20 protein-coding genes are annotated in these 19,783 nt (G+C 29.8%); 7 read left to right on the top strand and 13 right to left on the bottom strand.

Annotation, left to right across the window (positions count from 1 at the left end; all coding sequences use genetic code 11):
• Positions 1–20 precede the first annotated feature (20 nt).
• Positions 21–1,202, top strand: a complete 1,182-nt coding sequence (locus C8N27_RS11415; protein ID WP_099216108.1) for a THUMP domain-containing class I SAM-dependent RNA methyltransferase — start codon at positions 21–23, stop codon at positions 1,200–1,202.
• Between the two features lie 34 nt (positions 1,203–1,236).
• Here C8N27_RS11415 and C8N27_RS11410 read toward each other — a convergent pair whose 3' ends face one another.
• The 12 genes from C8N27_RS11410 to C8N27_RS11355 all read right to left on the bottom strand — a co-directional run bounded on the left by C8N27_RS11410 (position 1,237) and on the right by C8N27_RS11355 (position 12,952).
• The gene (locus C8N27_RS11410; protein WP_121147476.1) at positions 1,237–2,679 is read right to left on the bottom strand and encodes a serine hydrolase; all 1,443 of its coding nucleotides are present in this window, start codon (positions 2,677–2,679) and stop codon (positions 1,237–1,239) included.
• Between the two features lie 86 nt (positions 2,680–2,765).
• Positions 2,766–4,073 (bottom strand): serine hydrolase domain-containing protein, encoded by a 1,308-nt coding sequence (locus C8N27_RS11405; protein WP_121147475.1) that lies wholly within the window; start codon positions 4,071–4,073, stop codon positions 2,766–2,768.
• A 10-nt stretch (positions 4,074–4,083) separates the two neighbouring features.
• Positions 4,084–5,511: a serine hydrolase gene (locus C8N27_RS11400; RefSeq protein WP_121147474.1), complete on the bottom strand. Its 1,428-nt coding sequence runs from the start codon at positions 5,509–5,511 to the stop codon at positions 4,084–4,086.
• A 1-nt stretch (position 5,512) separates the two neighbouring features.
• Positions 5,513–5,947 carry a MarR family winged helix-turn-helix transcriptional regulator gene (locus tag C8N27_RS11395; RefSeq protein WP_121147473.1) on the bottom strand — a complete coding sequence of 145 codons (435 nt, stop codon included), beginning with the start codon at positions 5,945–5,947 and terminating at the stop codon, positions 5,513–5,515.
• A gap of 67 nt (positions 5,948–6,014) precedes the next feature.
• Positions 6,015–6,914: a sterol desaturase family protein gene (locus C8N27_RS11390; protein ID WP_121147472.1), complete on the bottom strand. Its 900-nt coding sequence runs from the start codon at positions 6,912–6,914 to the stop codon at positions 6,015–6,017.
• 51 nt (positions 6,915–6,965) lie between these two features.
• Complete coding sequence (locus tag C8N27_RS11385; RefSeq protein WP_121147471.1) at positions 6,966–7,541, bottom strand: sigma-70 family RNA polymerase sigma factor; 576 nt, start codon at positions 7,539–7,541, stop codon at positions 6,966–6,968.
• 178 nt (positions 7,542–7,719) lie between these two features.
• Positions 7,720–7,992, bottom strand: a complete 273-nt coding sequence (locus C8N27_RS11380; protein ID WP_121147470.1) for a DUF4242 domain-containing protein — start codon at positions 7,990–7,992, stop codon at positions 7,720–7,722.
• 242 nt (positions 7,993–8,234) lie between these two features.
• Positions 8,235–9,005 carry a pentapeptide repeat-containing protein gene (locus C8N27_RS11375; RefSeq protein WP_121147469.1) on the bottom strand — a complete coding sequence of 257 codons (771 nt, stop codon included), beginning with the start codon at positions 9,003–9,005 and terminating at the stop codon, positions 8,235–8,237.
• Positions 9,006–9,126: 121 nt separating this feature from the next.
• Positions 9,127–9,399 (bottom strand): HU family DNA-binding protein, encoded by a 273-nt coding sequence (locus C8N27_RS11370; RefSeq protein ID WP_099216100.1) that lies wholly within the window; start codon positions 9,397–9,399, stop codon positions 9,127–9,129.
• A gap of 187 nt (positions 9,400–9,586) precedes the next feature.
• Positions 9,587–10,531 (bottom strand): methionyl-tRNA formyltransferase, encoded by a 945-nt coding sequence (fmt, locus tag C8N27_RS11365; RefSeq protein ID WP_208639319.1) that lies wholly within the window; start codon positions 10,529–10,531, stop codon positions 9,587–9,589.
• Positions 10,531–12,417: a RecQ family ATP-dependent DNA helicase gene (locus tag C8N27_RS11360; RefSeq protein ID WP_121147467.1), complete on the bottom strand. Its 1,887-nt coding sequence runs from the start codon at positions 12,415–12,417 to the stop codon at positions 10,531–10,533. Before C8N27_RS11360 ends, fmt begins: the two co-directional genes overlap by 1 nt.
• Entirely contained in the window at positions 12,410–12,952 is a 543-nt protein-coding gene (locus tag C8N27_RS11355; protein WP_121147466.1) for an AAA family ATPase, read from the bottom strand. The genes C8N27_RS11360 and C8N27_RS11355 overlap by 8 nt, the downstream gene beginning before the upstream one ends.
• A 115-nt stretch (positions 12,953–13,067) precedes the next feature.
• Here C8N27_RS11355 and C8N27_RS11350 point away from each other — a divergent pair, with 115 nt between their 5' ends.
• The 6 genes from C8N27_RS11350 (at position 13,068) to C8N27_RS11325 (ending at position 18,660) form a co-directional block, all read left to right on the top strand.
• Complete coding sequence (locus C8N27_RS11350; RefSeq protein WP_099216096.1) at positions 13,068–13,349, top strand: DUF493 family protein; 282 nt, start codon at positions 13,068–13,070, stop codon at positions 13,347–13,349.
• 9 nt (positions 13,350–13,358) lie between these two features.
• On the top strand, positions 13,359–14,957 hold the full coding sequence (locus C8N27_RS11345; protein WP_121147465.1) for a peptidylprolyl isomerase: 1,599 nt from the start codon (positions 13,359–13,361) through the stop codon (positions 14,955–14,957).
• A 4-nt stretch (positions 14,958–14,961) separates the two neighbouring features.
• Positions 14,962–15,819: a hypothetical protein gene (locus C8N27_RS11340; RefSeq protein WP_099216094.1), complete on the top strand. Its 858-nt coding sequence runs from the start codon at positions 14,962–14,964 to the stop codon at positions 15,817–15,819.
• Complete coding sequence (locus C8N27_RS11335; RefSeq protein WP_121147464.1) at positions 15,782–17,158, top strand: peptidylprolyl isomerase; 1,377 nt, start codon at positions 15,782–15,784, stop codon at positions 17,156–17,158. Before C8N27_RS11340 ends, C8N27_RS11335 begins: the two co-directional genes overlap by 38 nt.
• A gap of 100 nt (positions 17,159–17,258) precedes the next feature.
• On the top strand, positions 17,259–18,212 hold the full coding sequence (locus C8N27_RS11330; RefSeq protein ID WP_121147463.1) for an AAA family ATPase: 954 nt from the start codon (positions 17,259–17,261) through the stop codon (positions 18,210–18,212).
• 1 nt (position 18,213) lies between these two features.
• Positions 18,214–18,660 (top strand): YybH family protein, encoded by a 447-nt coding sequence (locus C8N27_RS11325; RefSeq protein WP_121147462.1) that lies wholly within the window; start codon positions 18,214–18,216, stop codon positions 18,658–18,660.
• Between the two features lie 103 nt (positions 18,661–18,763).
• On the opposite strand, the gene C8N27_RS11320 is transcribed toward C8N27_RS11325, so the two are convergent.
• Positions 18,764–19,651, bottom strand: coding sequence for a 3-hydroxybutyryl-CoA dehydrogenase (locus C8N27_RS11320; RefSeq protein ID WP_121147461.1), 888 nt, complete (start codon positions 19,649–19,651; stop codon positions 18,764–18,766).
• Between the last annotated feature and the right edge of the window lie 132 nt (positions 19,652–19,783).

The following is a 19,783-nucleotide window of genomic DNA, read 5'->3' as shown; positions in this document are numbered from 1 at the left end:
CAATGAAATTTTACAGTTACATGGAAAAAGATTTTAAAATGACTGCCATAACCATGGCAGGTTTAGAAGGAGTTTTAGCAGATGAATTACGACTGCTAGGAGCAATGGAAGTGAAGGAGGGAGTACGTAGTGTTACTTTTAGAGGTGATAAAGGTTTTATGTATAAAGCTAATATAGCTTTACGTACTGCTATTCGTATTTTAAAACCGATTAAACGCAGTAAAATTTTTGATGAAGAAGATTTATACGAAGCAATTCAACGTATAAAATGGGAACGATTTTTAGATGTTGATGGAACATTTGCTATTGGTTCGGTAGTAAACTCAAAAAACTTTACTTCAAACTCGCACTATATTAGTTTGAAATCGAAGGATGCTATTGCAGATTATTTTATGCATAAGTATAAAAAGCGTCCGAATGTAGATTTAAAGTATCCAGATGTAAAAGTTCATATTCATATTCATAAAGAATGGTTAACTATTTCGTTAGATTCTTCAGGTGAATCGTTACACAAGCGTGGTTATAGAAGTGCAACAAATATTGCGCCGATTAATGAGGTATTGGCAGCAGGATTAATTTTGCTTTCAGGATATAAAGGTGAAGAGAATTTTATTGACCCAATGTGTGGTTCAGGAACTATTTTAATTGAAGCTGCAATGATAGCGAATCAAATTCCTGCAAACATTAACCGTAAGCATTTTGCTTTTGAAAACTGGAAGGATTATGATGAAGATTTATACTTTGTTATTCAAGATTCGTTGTTGAAAAAAATACGAAGTTCGCATTTTAAAATAATGGGCTTTGATAAGGCTCCATCAGCAGTTAGAAAAGCACAACAGAATATTATCAATGCAAATTTAGAAGAGTTTATAGGAGTACATCACGTAAACTTCTTTAACTCTAAGAAAGAAGTGTTTGGTAAAACTACAATTTTGTTCAATCCGCCTTATGGTGAGCGTTTAAATATTGATGTAGAAGAGTTTTACACAAAAATAGGAGATACTTTAAAGAATAATTATCCAAATTCAACAGCGTGGTTAATCACATCGGATATTCAAGCTTTAAAGCATGTAGGTTTACGAACGTCGAAAAGAATTCCGCTTAAGAATGCTGATTTAGATTGTCGTTTTGTAAAGTACGAACTCTACGAAGGAAGTAAAAAAGCAAAGAAGAATACTTCATTTAACGATGAAGAAGAATAAAAATAAAAACTCCGCTTTTTTAGCGGAGTTTTTGTTAGTGCCAATTATTCATAGCCAATAATTCGCGTAACTTCTCCCTTCCATTTAAGTTCTCAGGGTTTATTTCTAAACTCTTTTGATAATTTTTGATAGCTTTTTTTATCTGTCCGTCTTTCATGTAGGCTTCTCCTAAAGAATCGTATGCATTGTATGATTCAGGATGAGATAGTATTTCAAGTGTAAATAAGTCAATTGCTTTTTTATAAAAACCTTTTTTTATCATTTCGTAACCTTTCGTATTTAAGTCAATTTCAGAAATTTTAAATTTTGATTTTCGGATTAAAGCTTTTGCTTGTTCAATGTCTTCATTTAAACAAGTTTTTATGACTTCTTTGGTAAAAAAGTAATTGTTTAGTTTTGAAGTGTTTCCAGAAATAGTTTTTTGAATAAAGTAGCGAGCATCTAAAAAACCTTTATCAGCGTCTTTGTTTGTTAGAATTATAACTGAGTATCCTTTTTGTTTATAAACACGCCATTCGTTACCTACACCATAATGTCCTCCAGTATGTCCATATATAGTACCTTCTTTTGGGTTAGGAAATTGCATTCCATAACCATAGTAACTGTCTTTCTTTAAAGGAGAAGTGAATAGTTTAGTGTATTCTTTATTAAGTAGTTGATAGTCTTTTAAAGCCTTAGAAAACTTATACAAATCATCTAAGGTGGTATATCCGCCCCCATGAGCACCGCCTCTTACAGGATACGTATGAATATTTATTTTAAGCTTATTCGGGTGGACTTCAGAAGTTGTATAACCCTCTGCGGCATTGTCAATAGGATGATCTAAGTCATAGTTTCCTGTATTTTTCATCGAAGCAATGGAATAAATATTGCTTTCTAAATAATTATTATAATTTGTACCAGATACAACTTCAATTATTTTACCTAGTATTAAGTAATTAGTATTACGATATGAAAATATTTTACCTGGTTTGGATTCCATTGGTTCATTTTCATATAGAGAACTAAAGTCATTTGTAAGTCTAAATAAATCTTTAGATCCTCTGATAAAGGATTCTCTGGCAAAAAAATGTGGCAGTCCACTTGTATGTGTTAAAAGGTGAGCTATTGTTACAGAATCTCTAACAGTTTTATTAGGGTAATTTGGAAGAAATTTTCCAATATTGTCTTGTAATAATAATTTACCTTTTTGTATTAACTGTAATATGGCTAAAGCAGTAAATGACTTACCAATAGAACCTTGATTGAATTTTGTATCTGTTCTATTTTTAACTTTATGACCTAAATGAGCATATCCATAAGCTTTCTTGAATAAGATGCTGTCATTTTTAGCAATTAAAATTGCTCCACTAAACCCATCTAAAGAGTCTAAGTAATTAGTAATTTTATTTACATTAGAATCTTTAATAGATGTAAGTTTCTTATTTGTACAAGAAAGTATGATTATAAGTAAAAGGGAATAAGTTATTTTTTTCATTTTTAGGACTTACGTTTTTTATCCATATTCTTAAAGAGCTAAAACAACTCTTTAAAATAATGTTTAAGGCTTGGGTAGAGTACTATTTAATTAACTATAGTTTTCTTTTTAATTTCAGCGACTCCAGCTTTTCTAACTATAATTTTGATGACTTTACCTTTTTTGTTTTTAATAAATTTAATAGTCTTATAATTATTAGCAATAAAAAACTTGACATCAGACTCAGGTAATAATTCAGTATCATAATTAGAGTAGTATAGTTTTTTATTCCTTTTAAGAATTGTAACGCTTCCATATTTTCCAGCATACTCGTTATATAGTATAGGGTTTATCTTTACTAGTTGATGTTTGTATGGAAGCTCGACAGACTTTTTGAAAAGAATTGCAGCAAGTCCGTAAGCAATTAAATATGAAGGGGATTGATTGTTAGATAATACGGTAATAAAAATGTTATCATTGGTAAATTTATTAAACGAAGTCATGGCTCCATAAAAGCCCCCATCGTGGGCTATTAATTTATGGTTTTGATTATAAAAAGGATTTACCATTAAGCCAAAACCAAATTTGTGATCATTATATGAGGTAAGTACCTTTTTTTTAGAGACTTTGTTTAGTATAGTTGTACTGTTAAAAAGAGCTTTATTCCAAAGATATAAATCTTCTACAGTAGAATAGATACCATCATGCCCAATATTAAAATTCCAGTTTATGTAAGGGGCTTTTATGAGCGTATCATCTTTTTTATAATAGGTTTTAGCAGATTTAAAAACGATTGAATCATTGGTGCTTACACCTGTATTGTACATTTTAGCTTTATCAAATAGATTTACTTTAAGGTATGCTGCATAGGATTGATTAGAAATTTTTTCAATAATACGTGCAAGTAAATAATACCCAATATTACTGTATGCTGTATTTGAACCTGGTTTAAACAACAAAGGCTTTTGCATAATGTAATTTGCCACAGAATCTTTATCTAATGATGTTTTAGCAAGGTATAGCTCGTCATAATCCATCTGGAATCCAGCATTATGTGTCAACATCATTTTAATTGTTATTTGGTCTCCTTTAGGAAAGTTTGGATAATACTTAGTAAGTTTATCATCTAATGAGATCTTTCCTTTTTCTACTAACTGCATGATAGCAACAGCTGTAAATTGTTTTGATACTGAAGCTAAACTAAATTTTGTATCAATTGTATTTGGAACTTTCCATTCATAATCAGCAGTTCCATACGCTTTTTTTAATAAGATGGAGTCATTTTTAGTTACTAATACTGTTCCTGAGAAATGATTAATACTTGCTTGAGAATCCATGTAACTTTCTAATGTTGTCTCTTGTTGAGCAAAAGCTAATGGTGTAATTAGTATGAGTAGAATAGTGTAGTATTTCATTTAATTACAATTAAATAGATTTTAATTCTTTTAGTTTCTCTACAGCATTAGTATTATCAGGATTAAGCTCGAGGCTTTTTTGATAATTTTTGATAGCTTTTTTTATTTGTCCGTCTTTCATATAGGCTTCTCCTAAAGAATCGTATGCATCATAAGACTCAGGGAAAGAGAATACTTCAAGCATAAATAAATCAATAGCATTTTTATAAAAGCCTCTTTTTATCATATCATAGCCTTTAGCGTTTAAGTTTATTTCAGAAAGTTTGAATTTTGAGTTTTTAATTTCTGTTTTAGCTTCTCCAATACCGCTATTCAAACAAGTTTTAATTATCTTTTTAGTAAAAAAGTAGTTGTCTAGCTTTGGAGTTGTGCCTGAGATTGTTTTTTCTATAAAAAAACGAGCATCAAAAAAGCCTTGATCTAGATCTTTATTAGTTAAAAGTATTACGATGTAATTTTGTTTTTCAAAAACTCGCCATTCAGCACCAGTACCGAAATGTCCTCCACTGTGACCATAAATTCCTGAACCTTTAGCTCCTGCAAACTGCATTCCGTACCCATACCAATCGTTTTTTGGTTCTTTTTTCATAAGGTCGGTATAGGTTTTGTTTAAAAGCTTATTGTTTTTAAAAGCTAATGTAAAATTATATAAGTCATCCACGTTTGTGTATCCACCTCCAGCTGGAGTACCTTTTACACCTCCCATAAAAATTGTTTTTTGTAATTGGTTAGGGTAACTGTTTGAAAGAGTATAGTTTTCAGAAGCATTTTCAATAGTATGATCAATATCAAAATTACCTGTGTTTTGCATACCAGCTATAGAGAATATATGCTCTTGTACGTACTCATCATAAGGCAATTTTGTGATAGCTTCTATAATTCTACCTAGTACAATATAATTAGTATTTCTATATGCAAATTGTTTGTTAGGTTTAAACTCTAAAGGCTCATTTTCATACAGAAGAGAAAGTTGCTCCGTAGTTCTATATTTATCTTTAGAGGTATTTAAGAACTTTTCGGAATGAAAATAATTAGGTAATCCACTTCTATGTTTTAGTAATAACTCTATAGTAACAGAATCTCTAGCTTCTTTATTTTGATAGTTAGGAAGAAACTTACCGATATTATCTTGTAATGATAATTTTCCTTCTTGAATTAATTGAAATATAACAACAGCAGTAAAAGATTTGCCTATAGAAGCGTACGAAAATTTAGTTTCTGTATTGTTTTTTATTTTGTGTCCCAGATGAGCAAACCCATATGCTTTCTTGAATAAGATGCTGTCATTTTTAGCAATTAAAACACTACCACTAAATCCATTTAAAGAGTCTAAGTAATTAGCAATTTGATTTATTTTTTGATTTTTAATAAGAGTGGATTTCTTCTTTGTGCAAGAAAAAGTAATTGTAAGTACAAGTAAATAGATTAATCTCTTCATTTTAAGAATTGCAATTTTTAGTTATTTTTTTTAAAGTATTGTATAACTGTTCTAATTCTTTATTAGATACATTATTTAAGGCAGTTTGTCTGTTTTTTTGTATTACAGGCTTTAGTTTTTTTATAATTTCTTTTCCATTATCTGTAATTTCTAACTTAGCTTTTCGCTTGTCTTTTCTATCCGTTGTTTTAATTAAATAGTTTTTAGATATCATTAGTTTCACTATACGTGTCATAGAGGCATAGTCTTTAAAAACTAAATCGGCAATTTCTGTTTGAGTTTTATTATTATTTTCTAGCATTAATAAAATTAGAGCCTGATCTACAGTAATATCAGGAATAACTTGGGTGATATTATGTTGACTGAGCTTACGATATGCTTTTATAGTTTCTTCTATGGAATATAAAACAGTAGTTGTTGGTGTATTAAAATTCATTTTATTTGATATATCAAGCAAAAATATAAATATATTTGATATATCAAATATATTTATGTGTGATTTTTTATTTACAACATTCTTTTAAAGTTATTATAGGAAATACTATTTGCTTATAATATGCATGATGTTCTGGGTAATTAATATTAGAACTTTTCATAACTCCTACTTCTTTAACAGCTCCCTTTCGGTTGTAATAGGTACCAAATAACAAGTCCCAGAAAGGAAAAGTGTTGCTAAAGTTTTTAGCCTCTTTTATATTGATACTATGATGAAAATGGTGGATTTGAGGTGTAACAATAAGATAATCCCAAAAACTTTTTCTTGTTTGAATGTTGGCGTGTGAAATATAGGCAATAACAGTATGTGTAATTCCAACTAAAAAAATTACTTCTTTACTGAACCCTAAAAGTAGAATAGGAGCCATCTTTAAAAATGTGTTTAAAAACATATTAAGAGGATGTATCCAATTCGTTTTAAACCAGTTCAAACTTGTTGGCAAATGATGAATTGAATGAATTTTCCAGAGTAAGAGACTTAGATATGAGTTGGAGTTACCTTTATGACTAATACGATGGTATAAATATGGAAGAAGATCACCAATTAAATTAGCAATAATATAACAAGTCCAAAAAGGGAGAGTGTCCCAGAAGTTGAATAAAGTAAAAGTATTTTCTTGAACATAAATGGTTATTGATAAGGCGAGTGTTTTTCCAAAAGCATCAAATAAAGCTGTAGAGAAAATTAAATGTTTAATATCTGTCCAAAGTGAGTTTTTTTGAGGAGTCCATTTTCTTTTTAAAGGAATAACACGTTCTAAAATTAAAATATATAAAAGTGTAAAGCAGAAAATAGCATAAGAGGCTATTTCAAAGTTCCATTTATTTATTAGGGATAAATAGCTAAATATAGCAGTTGAGATTAATAAAAAAGGGACAGCAAATAAAGATGTTTTTTTATGTATCATATGTTTTTACTTTCCTTTGTAGTCGTCAACGGGAAGTAAAAAGATGCAAGATTAAGGCATAAAGTTTATTCTTTTCATTTCATTTTTTAATTCTTGTGGGAGTTCACAGTTTTTCTTTAGTGTAAAATTAGTTATTTGGCCTTTATTATTATAAGAAATATCAACACATTCAATAGCTAATTCTTTTAGCTTTTTACGTCCTCTCTGTATTCTAGATTTTGTTGCTGTTAAGCTTAGGTTTAGAGTGTCAGCAATTTCTTGTTGAGGTTTTTGTTCGATATCACTTAAATAAAGAGGTTCACTATATTTTTTAGGAAGGTATTGTTGAATAATAAAAGAGGATAAGTCACAAACACAAGGATCAAAATTAATATTTGTTTCAGGCTGATTTATTACAATTTTATCTTGTTTTACTTGCTTTCTATAGTAATCAGCAATTGTGTTTCTGGTAACTTGAAAAAGCCAATTCTTATAATTTTTTATTTCTATTTCTTTAGCCAAACTCTTATATAGTTTTAAGCTAACTTCCTGTAGAATATCATCTGCAATATGTTTGTCATTAACTTTAGTATTGACAAAATTTAGTAAATGGTCTTTATGAGTATCCCAAATTTTATTGAATGTCATTATTCTTTGCTATGATGATTAAAGTAGTTGTTGCTTATATAAAAACAGGTTACAATTCAAATTAGGTTTTAAAGGTAAAAAAAGTTTATGATTTTTAAATAATTACCCAGTTTATTAGAAAGTAAAACAAACTTCGTAAGAATTCTTACGAGGTTTGTTTTTAGTGTTTTAATAATGATTACTCAGCAGTAATAGGGTCAATAATAGTTGAAACTTGATTGATTTTGTTTGCAGGAAAACCTCCTTTTTCTGCATGTTTAAGAATCATCTCCTTATCAGGTGCATTGTAGATACAATATATTTTGTCTTCTGCTACATAACTATGAACCCACTGTATTTTAGGTCCTAATTCATCTAAAATCCCACAAGAATTCTGTGAAATTTCTTTTAGTTGCTCAGGGGTTAAGTCGCTAGCTCCTGCGAGCTCTCGTTCAATAACATATTTAGGCATGACATTAAATTTAATTCCTACTCGTTTGGTTTTTCGGATTTACCCCGTTTTTGAATGGTTTCTGGACTCCATTAGTAGTTGTAGGTTTGAGGGTAAGAAGTTGTATACTAAGTTAGTGTAATTAATAATAAGAGTCAACCTAAATTTTAAAGGGCAAAAACTCGTAATACCTATTACGAGTTTTTGCCTTTAGCTTAAGTGTATTTTTTTAACTTCTTATATATGGGAGGATAGAATAAAGTTTATCTTTTCATTAAATACTTATTAAAACTTTTTCCATTTATTTTAGTGTATTTTGAGTCTATATCAAAAGCTACTTCCATTCCTGTGATATCAAACTCACCAGATACTTTGGTATATTTAATATTTAAGTCTTCTTCAAATTTTACATTTCTAAATGATACCCCGTCTTTAAACTCAGTATATTTAAAAATAGCACTCTCATTAAAAACAGAGTTTTTAAAGCTTACAAAACGTTTAAAATCTGCATATTTAAAAGTAGCTGGTTCTTCAAAAGATGTATTTTCAAAAGTAATATCTCTATCAAATTTTGCATATTTAAAGGTAGAATCTCCTTTAAACTTAGTATTGGAAAAATTAGTGTTTCTTTCAAAATCAGAGTATTTAAACATAGCTTTTTGTTCAAAAGTACAGTCTTTAAATACAACCACGTCTTCAAAGTTAGCTACAAAGGTATATCCGCTTTTTTCATGAGGAATGTAAGCTAACACATCATCATCAAAAACACAATTAACAAAAGAGATTTTATTGGTAATTTGCTTTTCAATGGTATTAGATCCACCATTGTTCCACCAACTTTTTCTTTTAGGTAATTTAGGTAAGGCTTCATCCATAAAAGTAAAGTCTAATCTACCTTTAATAGTGGCATTAGAAATTTCTACCGCTTTTCCGTTTTTAACATCTTTCATAATATCTGATGCATTGAAGGTTCTTTGGGCAAAAGCTGTAGAAAAGCAAAATAAAAGTCCGATAACAGTAACTATATTTTTCATTTTAAAAGGTTTTAAGTTCTATATAATAGACAACCAGTATTTATTTTTTGTGACACTTAGATATAAAAAAAACAGCATTTAGTTGCCTAAATGCTGTTTGTAATATGTTTCGTGGAAAATATTAGTTTACTGAATTGCTTAAACCAGCACCAGCTTTAAACTTAACTACATTTTTAGCAGCAATCTTAATTTCTTTTCCTGTTTGAGGGTTTCTACCAGTTCTAGCAGCTCTCTTAGAAACAGACCAAGTTCCCCATCCAACTAAAGCAACTTTATCACCTTTCTTTAAAGTTTTTGTTACGTTATCAGTTAAAGAGTCTAATGCAGCTTTAGCAGCAGCTTTTGAAATTCCTGCATCAGCAGCCATCGCATCGATTAAATCTGATTTGTTCATAATTTAAATAGATTTTAAAATTAATTAATGTTTTTTTTGCTTCAATAGCTCAACAAATATAGACGGAATGCGGGATTGTGCAAGATTTGACTTAAAAAAAATACTGTTTTGTTAATAAGTTGCCTTGAATTGTTAATAACCACTGACCGTTTTTTGTTAAAAACGTTAAAACCCTATAAATAAAGGGCTACAGCACTTTTGCTCCTTTATTAAACTGATAACCGTTTAATAAACTTTGAGCATCCATTAATTTTTTACCAGAAATTTTAATTTGATGAATATTTAAGTAACCATCTGTTACAGCTACTTTTAGTTCTTTTTTAGAAGTAACAATGGTACCAATATCATGATTATGTGAAGAAGGCTCTTTGCTAACTCCATATATTTTAGCTGAAAGTTCATCCTCTCCGTTAACTATAGTAGTCCAAGCAGCAGGATATGGATTTAATCCGCGAATATGATTGTAAATATCATTTAAAGATTTAGACCAATCTATTTTACAATTATGTGGATATAATTTTGGTGCAGATTTTTCTTCTAGTTCAGGTTGTTTAGTAGTTGTTACATCACCTTTAGCTATTAAGTCTAAAGTTTCAGCAACTAGTTTAGCGCCTAAATGCATTAATCTGTCGTGTAATTCACCAACAATTTCATCTTCTTCAATTGTTACCTCACTTTGTAGAATAATTTCACCAGTATCAATTTTATCATCAATAAAGAAAGTAGTAACCCCCGTTTTTGTTTCACTATTTATGATAGCCCAGTTAATAGGAGCAGCACCACGATATTCTGGTAACAATGAAGCATGTAAATTAAAGGTGCCAAATTCAGGCATTGCCCAAACTGACTTTGGTAACATTCTAAAAGCTACAACTACTTGTAAATTAGCATTCCACTTTTTTAAATCTTCTTGAAATTCTTCGCTCTTTAAGTTTTTAGGTTGAAGAATAGGCAAGTTTTGAGATAAAGCATATTTTTTTACAGCTGATTGATTAAGCTTACGACCTCTACCAGCAGGTTTATCGGCTGCTGTGATAACACCAACTACATTATAATCATTCTCCACTAAATGCTGTAAAATAGTAGCAGCAAAATCAGGAGTTCCCATAAAAACGATGCGTAAATCTCTCATTATTTTAAAAAGTATTTATTGTTTTTTGTGTGTATTTTTTCTTCGGAAAGAAGCTCTCGCAAAAGTATTAAAATGTTCGCTTCTTTTTCATTTAATAGCGAGCAGATTTCAGTAACTGTATAGGTTTTTCCTTTTTGTAAGTTAGAAAGAATATCTTTTTGGTTGATACTAGTTTTATTTTTTTTCTGTAAACAAACATCACAAATTCCACAGTTTTGAGAGTGATGTTCATCAAAATAGGAGAGTAGTTGTACACTTCTACAAACTGAATTATTTTCTATGAACTGAAGTAAATCTCTATTTTTCTTTTTTTTCTGTTTAATATAGTGTTTGATGTTTACAGAAATTCGGTTGATGGTTTTATCATCTTCTCTAGGTTGTAAAAAGAAAAGTTCAGCATTATTAGTAGTTTTAGTGTAGGAGATTAGTCCTTTTTGAGCTAATTTTTCCAATGTGTCAATTACAAACCAAGAAGTAGTTTCTAATTTTTTAGCAATATAAAATTCATCAATTTTTACAGGAGTTTCAAAAATACCACCATACATACGTAACATTTGTTGAACAAAATTTTTAGCTTGGGTGTTTTGATTTGTATGTGATATAACTTGTTTACTTGAAGCTAAAAATTGAACGGTAGATTTTTGTTGAAAACTATGGTTTAATTCTATAACTCCATTATTAGTAAGTATTTGAAGTGCATTAAATGTTTTGTTAGGTATGAAATTGTATTTACTACAAAAACCTAAAAAATTAAAATCAAAAGCAGTTTCTATTAATTCTCCTTTCGTAATTTGAAAATGCTGATATAGTTTTTGATGAATAATTTTTATTTCTTCAATGGTTGGTAATGATTTTTCAAGTAATTCATTACTTAAAGAAATATCACTATTGTTTGTTAATACTACAGAGAAAGATTTTATTCCATCACGACCTCCACGACCTGCTTCTTGGATATAATTTTCTATAGAAGAAGGTAAGTTAATGTGTACAACCACTCTAACATTGGGTTTATCTATTCCCATTCCAAAGGCATTCGTGGCAACAATAATTGGAGTTTTTTCAGACATCCAATTATCAAAAGCTATTTTTTTCTCTACAGAAGATAAACCACCATGGTAAAAAGAACTCTTAAAGCCTTGTGCATTTAAATAACTACTAATTTCCTTTGTCTTACTACGAGTATTAACATATACAATTGCAGGAGCCTTTGTTTTGGTGAAAATCTGATTGAGTTTGCCAAGTTTATCTTTAGTTTTAAAAATTTGATAGGCTAAATTTTCTCTAAAAAAAGATTTTTTAAATACTATAGGTTTTTCTAATTCAAGAGAAGAAATAATGTCTGAAATTACTTTTTGAGTTGCTGTAGCAGTTAAAGCAATTATTGGAGAGGTAGGTTGTAGTTCCTTTAAAATAGTAATGTTTTGATAAGATGGACGAAAATCATGCCCCCATTCAGAAATACAATGTGCTTCATCAATAGCAATTAAATTTACATTTAATTGCTTTATTTTTTCTTGAATAAAACGAGATTGTAATCGTTCAGGAGAAATGTATAAAAACTTAGTGTTTCCAAATCGGATATTATCAAATAATGTAATTATCTCATCTTGTGTACTTCCAGAAGGTATTAAAGTTGCTTTTATACCTTTATCAATAAGGTTAGAAACTTGATCTTGCATTAAGGCAATTAAAGGAGAAACTACTATACAAACTCCTTCTTTAACCAATGCAGGTACTTGAAAGCAGATAGATTTTCCACCTCCTGTAGGAAGTAAAGAAACAACATTGTTTCCTGCTAAAACTTCAGTAATTATTTCTTGTTGCGGTTTTCTAAATGAATTATAACCCCAATAATGTTTTAATATTTGTAGTGATTCATCATACATCGTGTTTTAACGAATGTAAAATAAAGTCACAGCGCTCATGTATCGAACCAAAAGGAACGTCAATAATATTATAACCTACTTCCTCGTAAGCCTCTTTTAAAAATGTATCTATTTTTACTGATTGCTCAAAAGTTTCGTAACGTTCATTATCAGATCTATATATGGCTTCCCAAGGGGCACACATAAATACTTTGCTATATAAATACTTATTGCTTTTTTCAATAAAAATTTCTGGATAGTCAGATCCTAAATAATTCATATAAGCATGTACATCAGGAATTCCTCTATCAAAAAAGATAATCTCAGCATCTCTTTGATGAGCATCTATGTACTGTTGCTCCCTTCCTTCTAATAATAGTTGGCTAAATAATAAAGGTTGCTCTAAAAAAAGTTGATCAATTCCATCTTTTTGAGCTTTTAGAGTAACTTCTCTTGAAATCTCTGGCATACATTCATATCCACGGTTAATAAATTCTCTTAAAATAGAGGATTTACCAGTACCAGGACCACCTATTAAAACTATTTTTTGTTGCATGGGGCAAAAATAAAAGTTTCAAGTTATAAATATAATAAATAGTGTAATTTTGTGCTTCATCATTATAAATTCTATATTTTTTGATGAATTTTAATAAAACAGTAATTTTTGAGTTATGCAAGATAGAGAAGCTTTTTACGCAAAGTTAAAATCACAATTAGAAGATACCACAACGTTTCCTGCTAAGTATTTATATAAATTTATAGTTCCTACTGATGGTAATCAAGTACAAGAAGTACAAGATTTATTTGATAACGGAGGGGCAGTTATTAATACCAAAAAATCTAAAACAGGAAAGTACGTGAGTGTATCGATACATATAACTGTTAAAAGTTCAGACGAGGTTATTTCATATTATAAAAAAGCAGAAGCTATAAAAGGAATTATTTCTTTGTAAATTTATAGCATGAAAAAAATACTTTTCATAACTGCTGTTTTTTATGTTACGTTTCCTTCTTTTGGTCAAAAAGATTTGGAATTGTTTCGTATTAATGATGATCCAATATTGGTATCAGAGTTTAAGCAGATGTATGAAAAGAATTTAACTATTGCCGAGGATAAAGAAGCTAATACTATTGAAAGTTATTTAGAACTGTTTATTAATTATAAGTTGAAAGTAAAAGAGGCTTATAATTTAAAACTAGACACCGCAAAATCATACCAAAGAGAGCTCGAAAGTTATAAAAAAGAATTACTAGCACCTTATTTGTATGATTCAGAGACATTAAGTGAACTAGTAGAAGAAGCTTATTATCGCACTAAAAATGAAGTTAAAGCAAGTCACATTTTAGTAAGATATCCAAGCAAAGGGTTAGCAGTAGATACATTGTTTTTAAAAAACAAGATTGAAGTATATAGAAACCGTATTTTAAAAGGAGAAGATTTTGAGAAAGTAGCAAAAGAAGTTTCAGAAGATCCATCAGCAAAAATTAACGGAGGAAATTTAGGCTATTTTAAAGCTTTTCAAATGGTATATCCCTTTGAAACGGCAGTATATAAAACAAAACTAGGAGAAGTTTCTGAACCTTTTAAAACAAGATTTGGGTGGCATATTGTAAAAGTAACGGGTATAAGACCATCAAAAGGAGAGTTTGAAGCAGCTCATATTTTAGTTAGAAACTCACCAAAAAGCGAGTCAAAAATTCATTCGTTATATAAACTTTTAGAATCAGGAAAACCATTTGAAGAAGTAGTAAAAGAACACTCAGAAGATACTAATGCAGCCAAAAATGGAGGTAAATTACCAAGGTTTGGAACAGGAAAAATGGTTGAGGAGTTTGAAAATAATGTAAGAAACTTAAAAGAATCAGGAGATTATAGTAAACCATTTAAAACAGTGTATGGTTGGCATATAGTTAAACTCATAAAAAACTATCCAGTACCGCCTTTTTCAGAAATGAAAACTGAGTTAACCAGAAAGGTAAAACAATCTAAAAGGGTTAAGGTATCCGATCAGGCATTACTTAGGAAGCTTAAGAATAAATATCAAATTAAAGAATATCCTAAAGCATTGATAATTTTTCAAAGAAATAAAAAAGAGGAGTTAAAGATAAAAGAGCTAAATGCTGTATTACTTTCTGTTAATAAGAAAAAGTTTACTCAAAAAGATTTTTTAGAGTTTATAAAATTTAAAAACAAGACTATAGCAGAAAGTTTTAGAGATTTTAAACGAAAAGCATTATTAAGTTCTTTTAAAGAAAATTTGTTTCAAACAAATTTAGAATATAGAAACACATTGTTAGAGTATAAAGAAGGTTTACTATTATTTGATTTAATGCAAAAAAAAATATGGAATAAGGCATCAAAAGATACCTTAGGCTTAAAATCTTTTTATATTGCGAACAAAGTAAAATATGGCAAAGAACTTGATGATATAAGGGGGCAAGTAATAAGTGATTATCAAGACGAGCTAGAACAGAAATGGATTAAAGAGCTACGAAAAAACAATATGGTTAGAGTAAGAAAAGGGGCATTAAGAAAATTAAAGAATACGTATAACCAATAGTATAGTGAGAAAATATATTTATTTAATTACCTTATTAGTAATAGTTTCATGTGACCTTATAAGTTTAAAAACTAAAAAGGTTACAAATGAAAGACCAATAGCTACTGTTTATAATAAACATTTGTATAAGAAAGATATTGCAGGTTTATTACCAAAAAACCTTTCACCTAAAGATAGTTTAGTTATAGTGAAAGGATTAATTAATTCTTGGGCAAAGCAAGAATTATTGTATGTAAAAGCCGAAGAAAATATATCAGAAGTAAACAGTGAAGAAATACAAAGCTTAGTTAACGATTATAAAAAGAGCTTATACATTAATGGGTATAAAGAGCGTTTAATAAAACAACAATTAGATACAGTTGTTACTGAGGAGGAAATAGCGTTGTATTACCAAGAAAATAAAGAGAATTTTAAAGTAAGTGAAGAATTGCTACAGTTTGAATATGTACACTTTGGTAAAAACTACTTGGATAAAAAAGAAACAATAAAACAGTTTAAATCAGAAAAAGAAGAAGATAAAGAAGATTTAGAGAGACATTTATTAAATTTTAAATCGTATCGCTTGCAAGATTCAACTTGGGTAACTTTTGACTATTTAAAGAAAAAAATTCCACCTTTTCGTAACGAAACGAAAGAAAACTTGTTAAAAATATCAAAATTCATACAAAAAGAAGATAGTTTAGGAGTATATTTGGTCGCTGTAAAAAATATGTTACCAAAAAATGCTACGGCTCCATTAAGCTATGTAAGCCCTAGAATAAAGCAAATTATTTTACATAAAAGAAAATTAGAATTAATACGAGATATTGAAAAAACGCTGATAAATGATGCAATTGAAAACAAGAACTTTAAAGAATATTAGTATAACATTTACGTTGTTTTTAGCAAGCTTAACAACATTAAACGCACAAGGAACTAAAATAGATGGTGTTGCTGTTGTAGTAGGTAAAAACATTGTTTTAGATTCTGATATAGATAAGTTTAAGCAAGAGGTAGAGTTAAGAAGTGAAGGAAAGGTAAAGATTTCTGACTGTGAAATGTTAGAAGAATTAATGCAGCAAAAGTTATTAGCTCACCACGCGGTTATTGATAGTGTTACAGTATCTCAATCAGAAATAGATAGTAGAGTAGATAGAAGTATTGCTTTCTTTACACAAGAATACGGTAGTGAAGAAAAAGTAGTTGAAGCTTATGGTTTTAATGATGTTGAAGATTTAAAGAAAGAATTAGGAAGAGTTCAGAGAGAAAATCTATTAATTGAAAAAGAACAGCAAAAAATTACTGAAAATATTGATGTAACTCCTGAAGAAATTCGTATTTATTTCAAAGGGCTAGAAGATAAAGGAGAGCTTCCTGAAATACCTGCTGAAGTTCAATTACAACAATTAGTAATAAAAGCAGAGCCAACAGAAGAAGAGAAAGAGCGTGTAATTAACAAGCTAAAAGAGATTAAAAAAGAGATAGAAAATGGTGCCAGCTTTAAGTTAAAAGCAATTATCAATTCAGAAGATCCTGGAGTTGCTCAAAACGGCGGAAAATATGTAATTACAAAAGATAGCCCGTTCATTAAAGAGTTTAAAGAAACTGCTTTTTCATTAGATGTAAATCAAATTTCTGAGCCTATTAAATCTGCTTTTGGATATCATATACTTCAGTTGCATAAAATAAAAGGGAATCAACGTGAAGTATCACATATTTTAATGCAACCTGAGGTTTCTGACGAAAAATTAAAAGAAACTAAAGAGCAAATAGAAAAGATAGTAGCCGATATTAAAGAAGGAAAAATAACTTTTGAAGAGGCTGTTAAGAAGTATTCTGAAGATGAAGAAACAAAAAATAGTGCAGGTATCATAATGAACCCTTATACACAAGAGCCTACTTTTGAGTTAACAAGAATGCCACCAGATTTATTTGCAAGAATTAGTGAATTAAAACAAGGTGAATTATGTGATGTTTATTACGATGAAACTCGTGAAGGTGAAAAGATGTATAAAGTAATCTTATTAAAAGAGAAAACAGACACACATAAAGCTGATTTAGTAGAAGACTATGTAAGAATGCAACAGTTTGCTTTAGCTAAGAAAAAAGAGGAAGAAATTACAAAATGGACGAAAGAAAAAATCCAAGAAACTTACTTAAAATTAAGCAACGATTATAAGAAGTGTACTTTTAAGAAAGATTGGAAAAAAGAAAACAAGTAAGAAATAATAAATTTAGTATATTGTCATTCCCGCGAAAGCGGGAATTTCATTTTATAAAAGTTTGTAATTAAATTTTTTTGAACAAAGAAAAACTTGATTTATGTCTGACGTAACAGCAGTAAACACATTAGTAGAAAAGTACAGCCAACTACAACAAGAAATAGGTAAGGTTATAATAGGGCAGCAAGAAGCTGTAAATTATACATTACTATCAATTTTTTGTGGAGGACATTCGCTGTTAATAGGAGTGCCTGGACTGGCAAAAACCTTATTAGTAAATACAATTTCTAGCGCATTAGGGCTTAATTTTAATAGAATTCAGTTTACCCCAGACTTAATGCCTTCTGATATTTTAGGTAGTGAAATACTAGATGAAACACGTCATTTTAAATTTATAAAAGGACCTATTTTTTCGAATATTATTTTAGCAGATGAGATTAACCGTACACCTCCTAAAACACAAGCGGCTTTATTAGAAGCTATGCAGGAAAAATCGGTAACTATTGCAGGGCATCATTATAAGTTAGAATTGCCATTTTTTGTGTTAGCTACGCAAAATCCAATTGAGCAAGAAGGAACATACCCATTACCAGAAGCACAATTAGACCGTTTTATGTTTTCAATTAACTTGGAATATCCAAGTTTTGAAGAAGAAGTACAAGTCGTAAAAAATACTACCTCAATAGCTGAACAAAAAGTGAATGCAATTTTTTCATCAGAAGAAATTATTGAAGTTCAAAAGTTGATTCGTAAAATACCTGTAGCAGATAATGTAGTTGAGTATGCGGTTAGGTTGGTAGGTAAAACACGTCCTAACTCTGATAAAGCAACAGAATTAATCAAAAAGTATATTGATTGGGGAGCAGGCCCTAGAGCCTCTCAAAACTTAATTTTAGCAGCTAAAGCACATGCAGCAGTACATGGAAAATACTCACCTGATATTGAAGATGTACAAGCAGTAGCTATTCCTATTTTATCACACAGAATTGTAAAAAACTACAAAGCAGAAGCTGAAGGTATTACTATAAAAGAAATTATAAATTCATTATTTTAAGATGAAGAAGTTATTAACTGTCATTTTTTTATTGGCACTATTTGTTGCGTGTAAAGAAGAAGCAACTCAAACTGTTTCAGAAGAAACAGAAAAGCAAGAAATCTTATCAGTAATGAAAGCACAAGAAGAAGCTTGGTCTAATCACGATTTAGAAGGTTTTATGCAAGGGTATTGGAAAAGTGATTCATTAAAGTTTTACGGACGCAACGGAATTACGTTCGGTTGGCAAAAAACCTTAGATAACTATAAAAAAGGGTATCCAACAAAAGAGCATTCGGGAACATTAACGTTTAAGGTTAATGATATTTCTAAAATTACTAATGGAGCTTATTCAGTTATGGGAGAATATCATTTAAAAAGAGCTGTAGGAGACGCTAACGGCGTTTTTATGATCATATTTAAGAAGATACAAGGAGAATGGAAAATCATCGCAGATACTTCGTGTTAAAACTTAGTATGATGATAAACTTGTTTTAGTATCAATCACATTTATATAAAAAAGGGAAGTTTCAATTGAAACTTCCCTTTTTTATATAGTTATAAGTCAAAGCTTACGAAAACATCTTCGCTACTTTCTCTGCTTTTCTACTTTCTGAATAATCGTAAAAACCTTCTCCAGATTTTACTCCTAATTTTCCTGCTGCAACCATGTTTACTAATAACGGACATGGAGCATACTTAGGGTTTTTAAATCCGTCATACATTACGTTTAAAATAGATAAACAAACATCTAACCCAATAAAATCAGCTAATTGTAATGGTCCCATTGGATGTGCCATTCCTAATTTCATTACAGTATCAATTTCAGCAACACCAGCAACACCGTTGTATAAAGTTTCAATACTTTCGTTAATCATTGGCATTAAAATACGGTTGGCAACAAAACCTGGGTAATCGTTTACTTCAACAGGAACCTTATTAATTTTCTTAGTTAAATCAACTGTAAAGTCCATTACTTTATCAGAAGTGTTGTATCCTCTAATAATTTCAACCAATTTCATAATTGGTACAGGATTCATAAAGTGCATTCCAATTACTTTTTCAGGTCTATTGGTAGCTGCTGCAATTTGAGTAATTGAGATTGATGAAGTGTTGGTAGCTAAAATAGTATCTTCAGCACAAGCTTCATCTAAATCTTTAAAAATCTTAAGTTTTAAATCTACATTTTCAGTAGCTGCCTCAACAACTAAACTAGTGTTTTGAACACCTTCTTTAATAGAAGTATGTGTAGTAATGTTATTTAAAGTATTATTTTTATCGTCTTCAGTAATTTTTTCTTTCGCTACCATTCTGTCTAAGTTTTTAGTAATGGTTGCTAGACCTCTATCTAAGGCAGCTTGCGAAATGTCGATAAGTTGAACATTGTATCCAAATTGAGCAAAAGTATGCGCAATTCCATTTCCCATTGTTCCTGCTCCAATTACGGCGATATTTTTCATGTTGTTGTGTTTTGATATTTATATGGGCGTTCCCCTGCGGGTCGGGCTTTCCGCTACAATCTTTTTTGTTGTATTCTTCGATTCACTCAGAATAACAAAAAAGGATTTTCACTGCAATCCCTAACGCGGTTA

The sequence above is a fragment of the Tenacibaculum discolor genome (assembly GCF_003664185.1).
Taxonomy (GTDB): Bacteria; Bacteroidota; Bacteroidia; order Flavobacteriales; family Flavobacteriaceae; genus Polaribacter; species Polaribacter discolor.
Note: the sequence above shows the minus strand (reverse complement) of the source record. Positions and strands in the feature narration are given on the sequence as shown.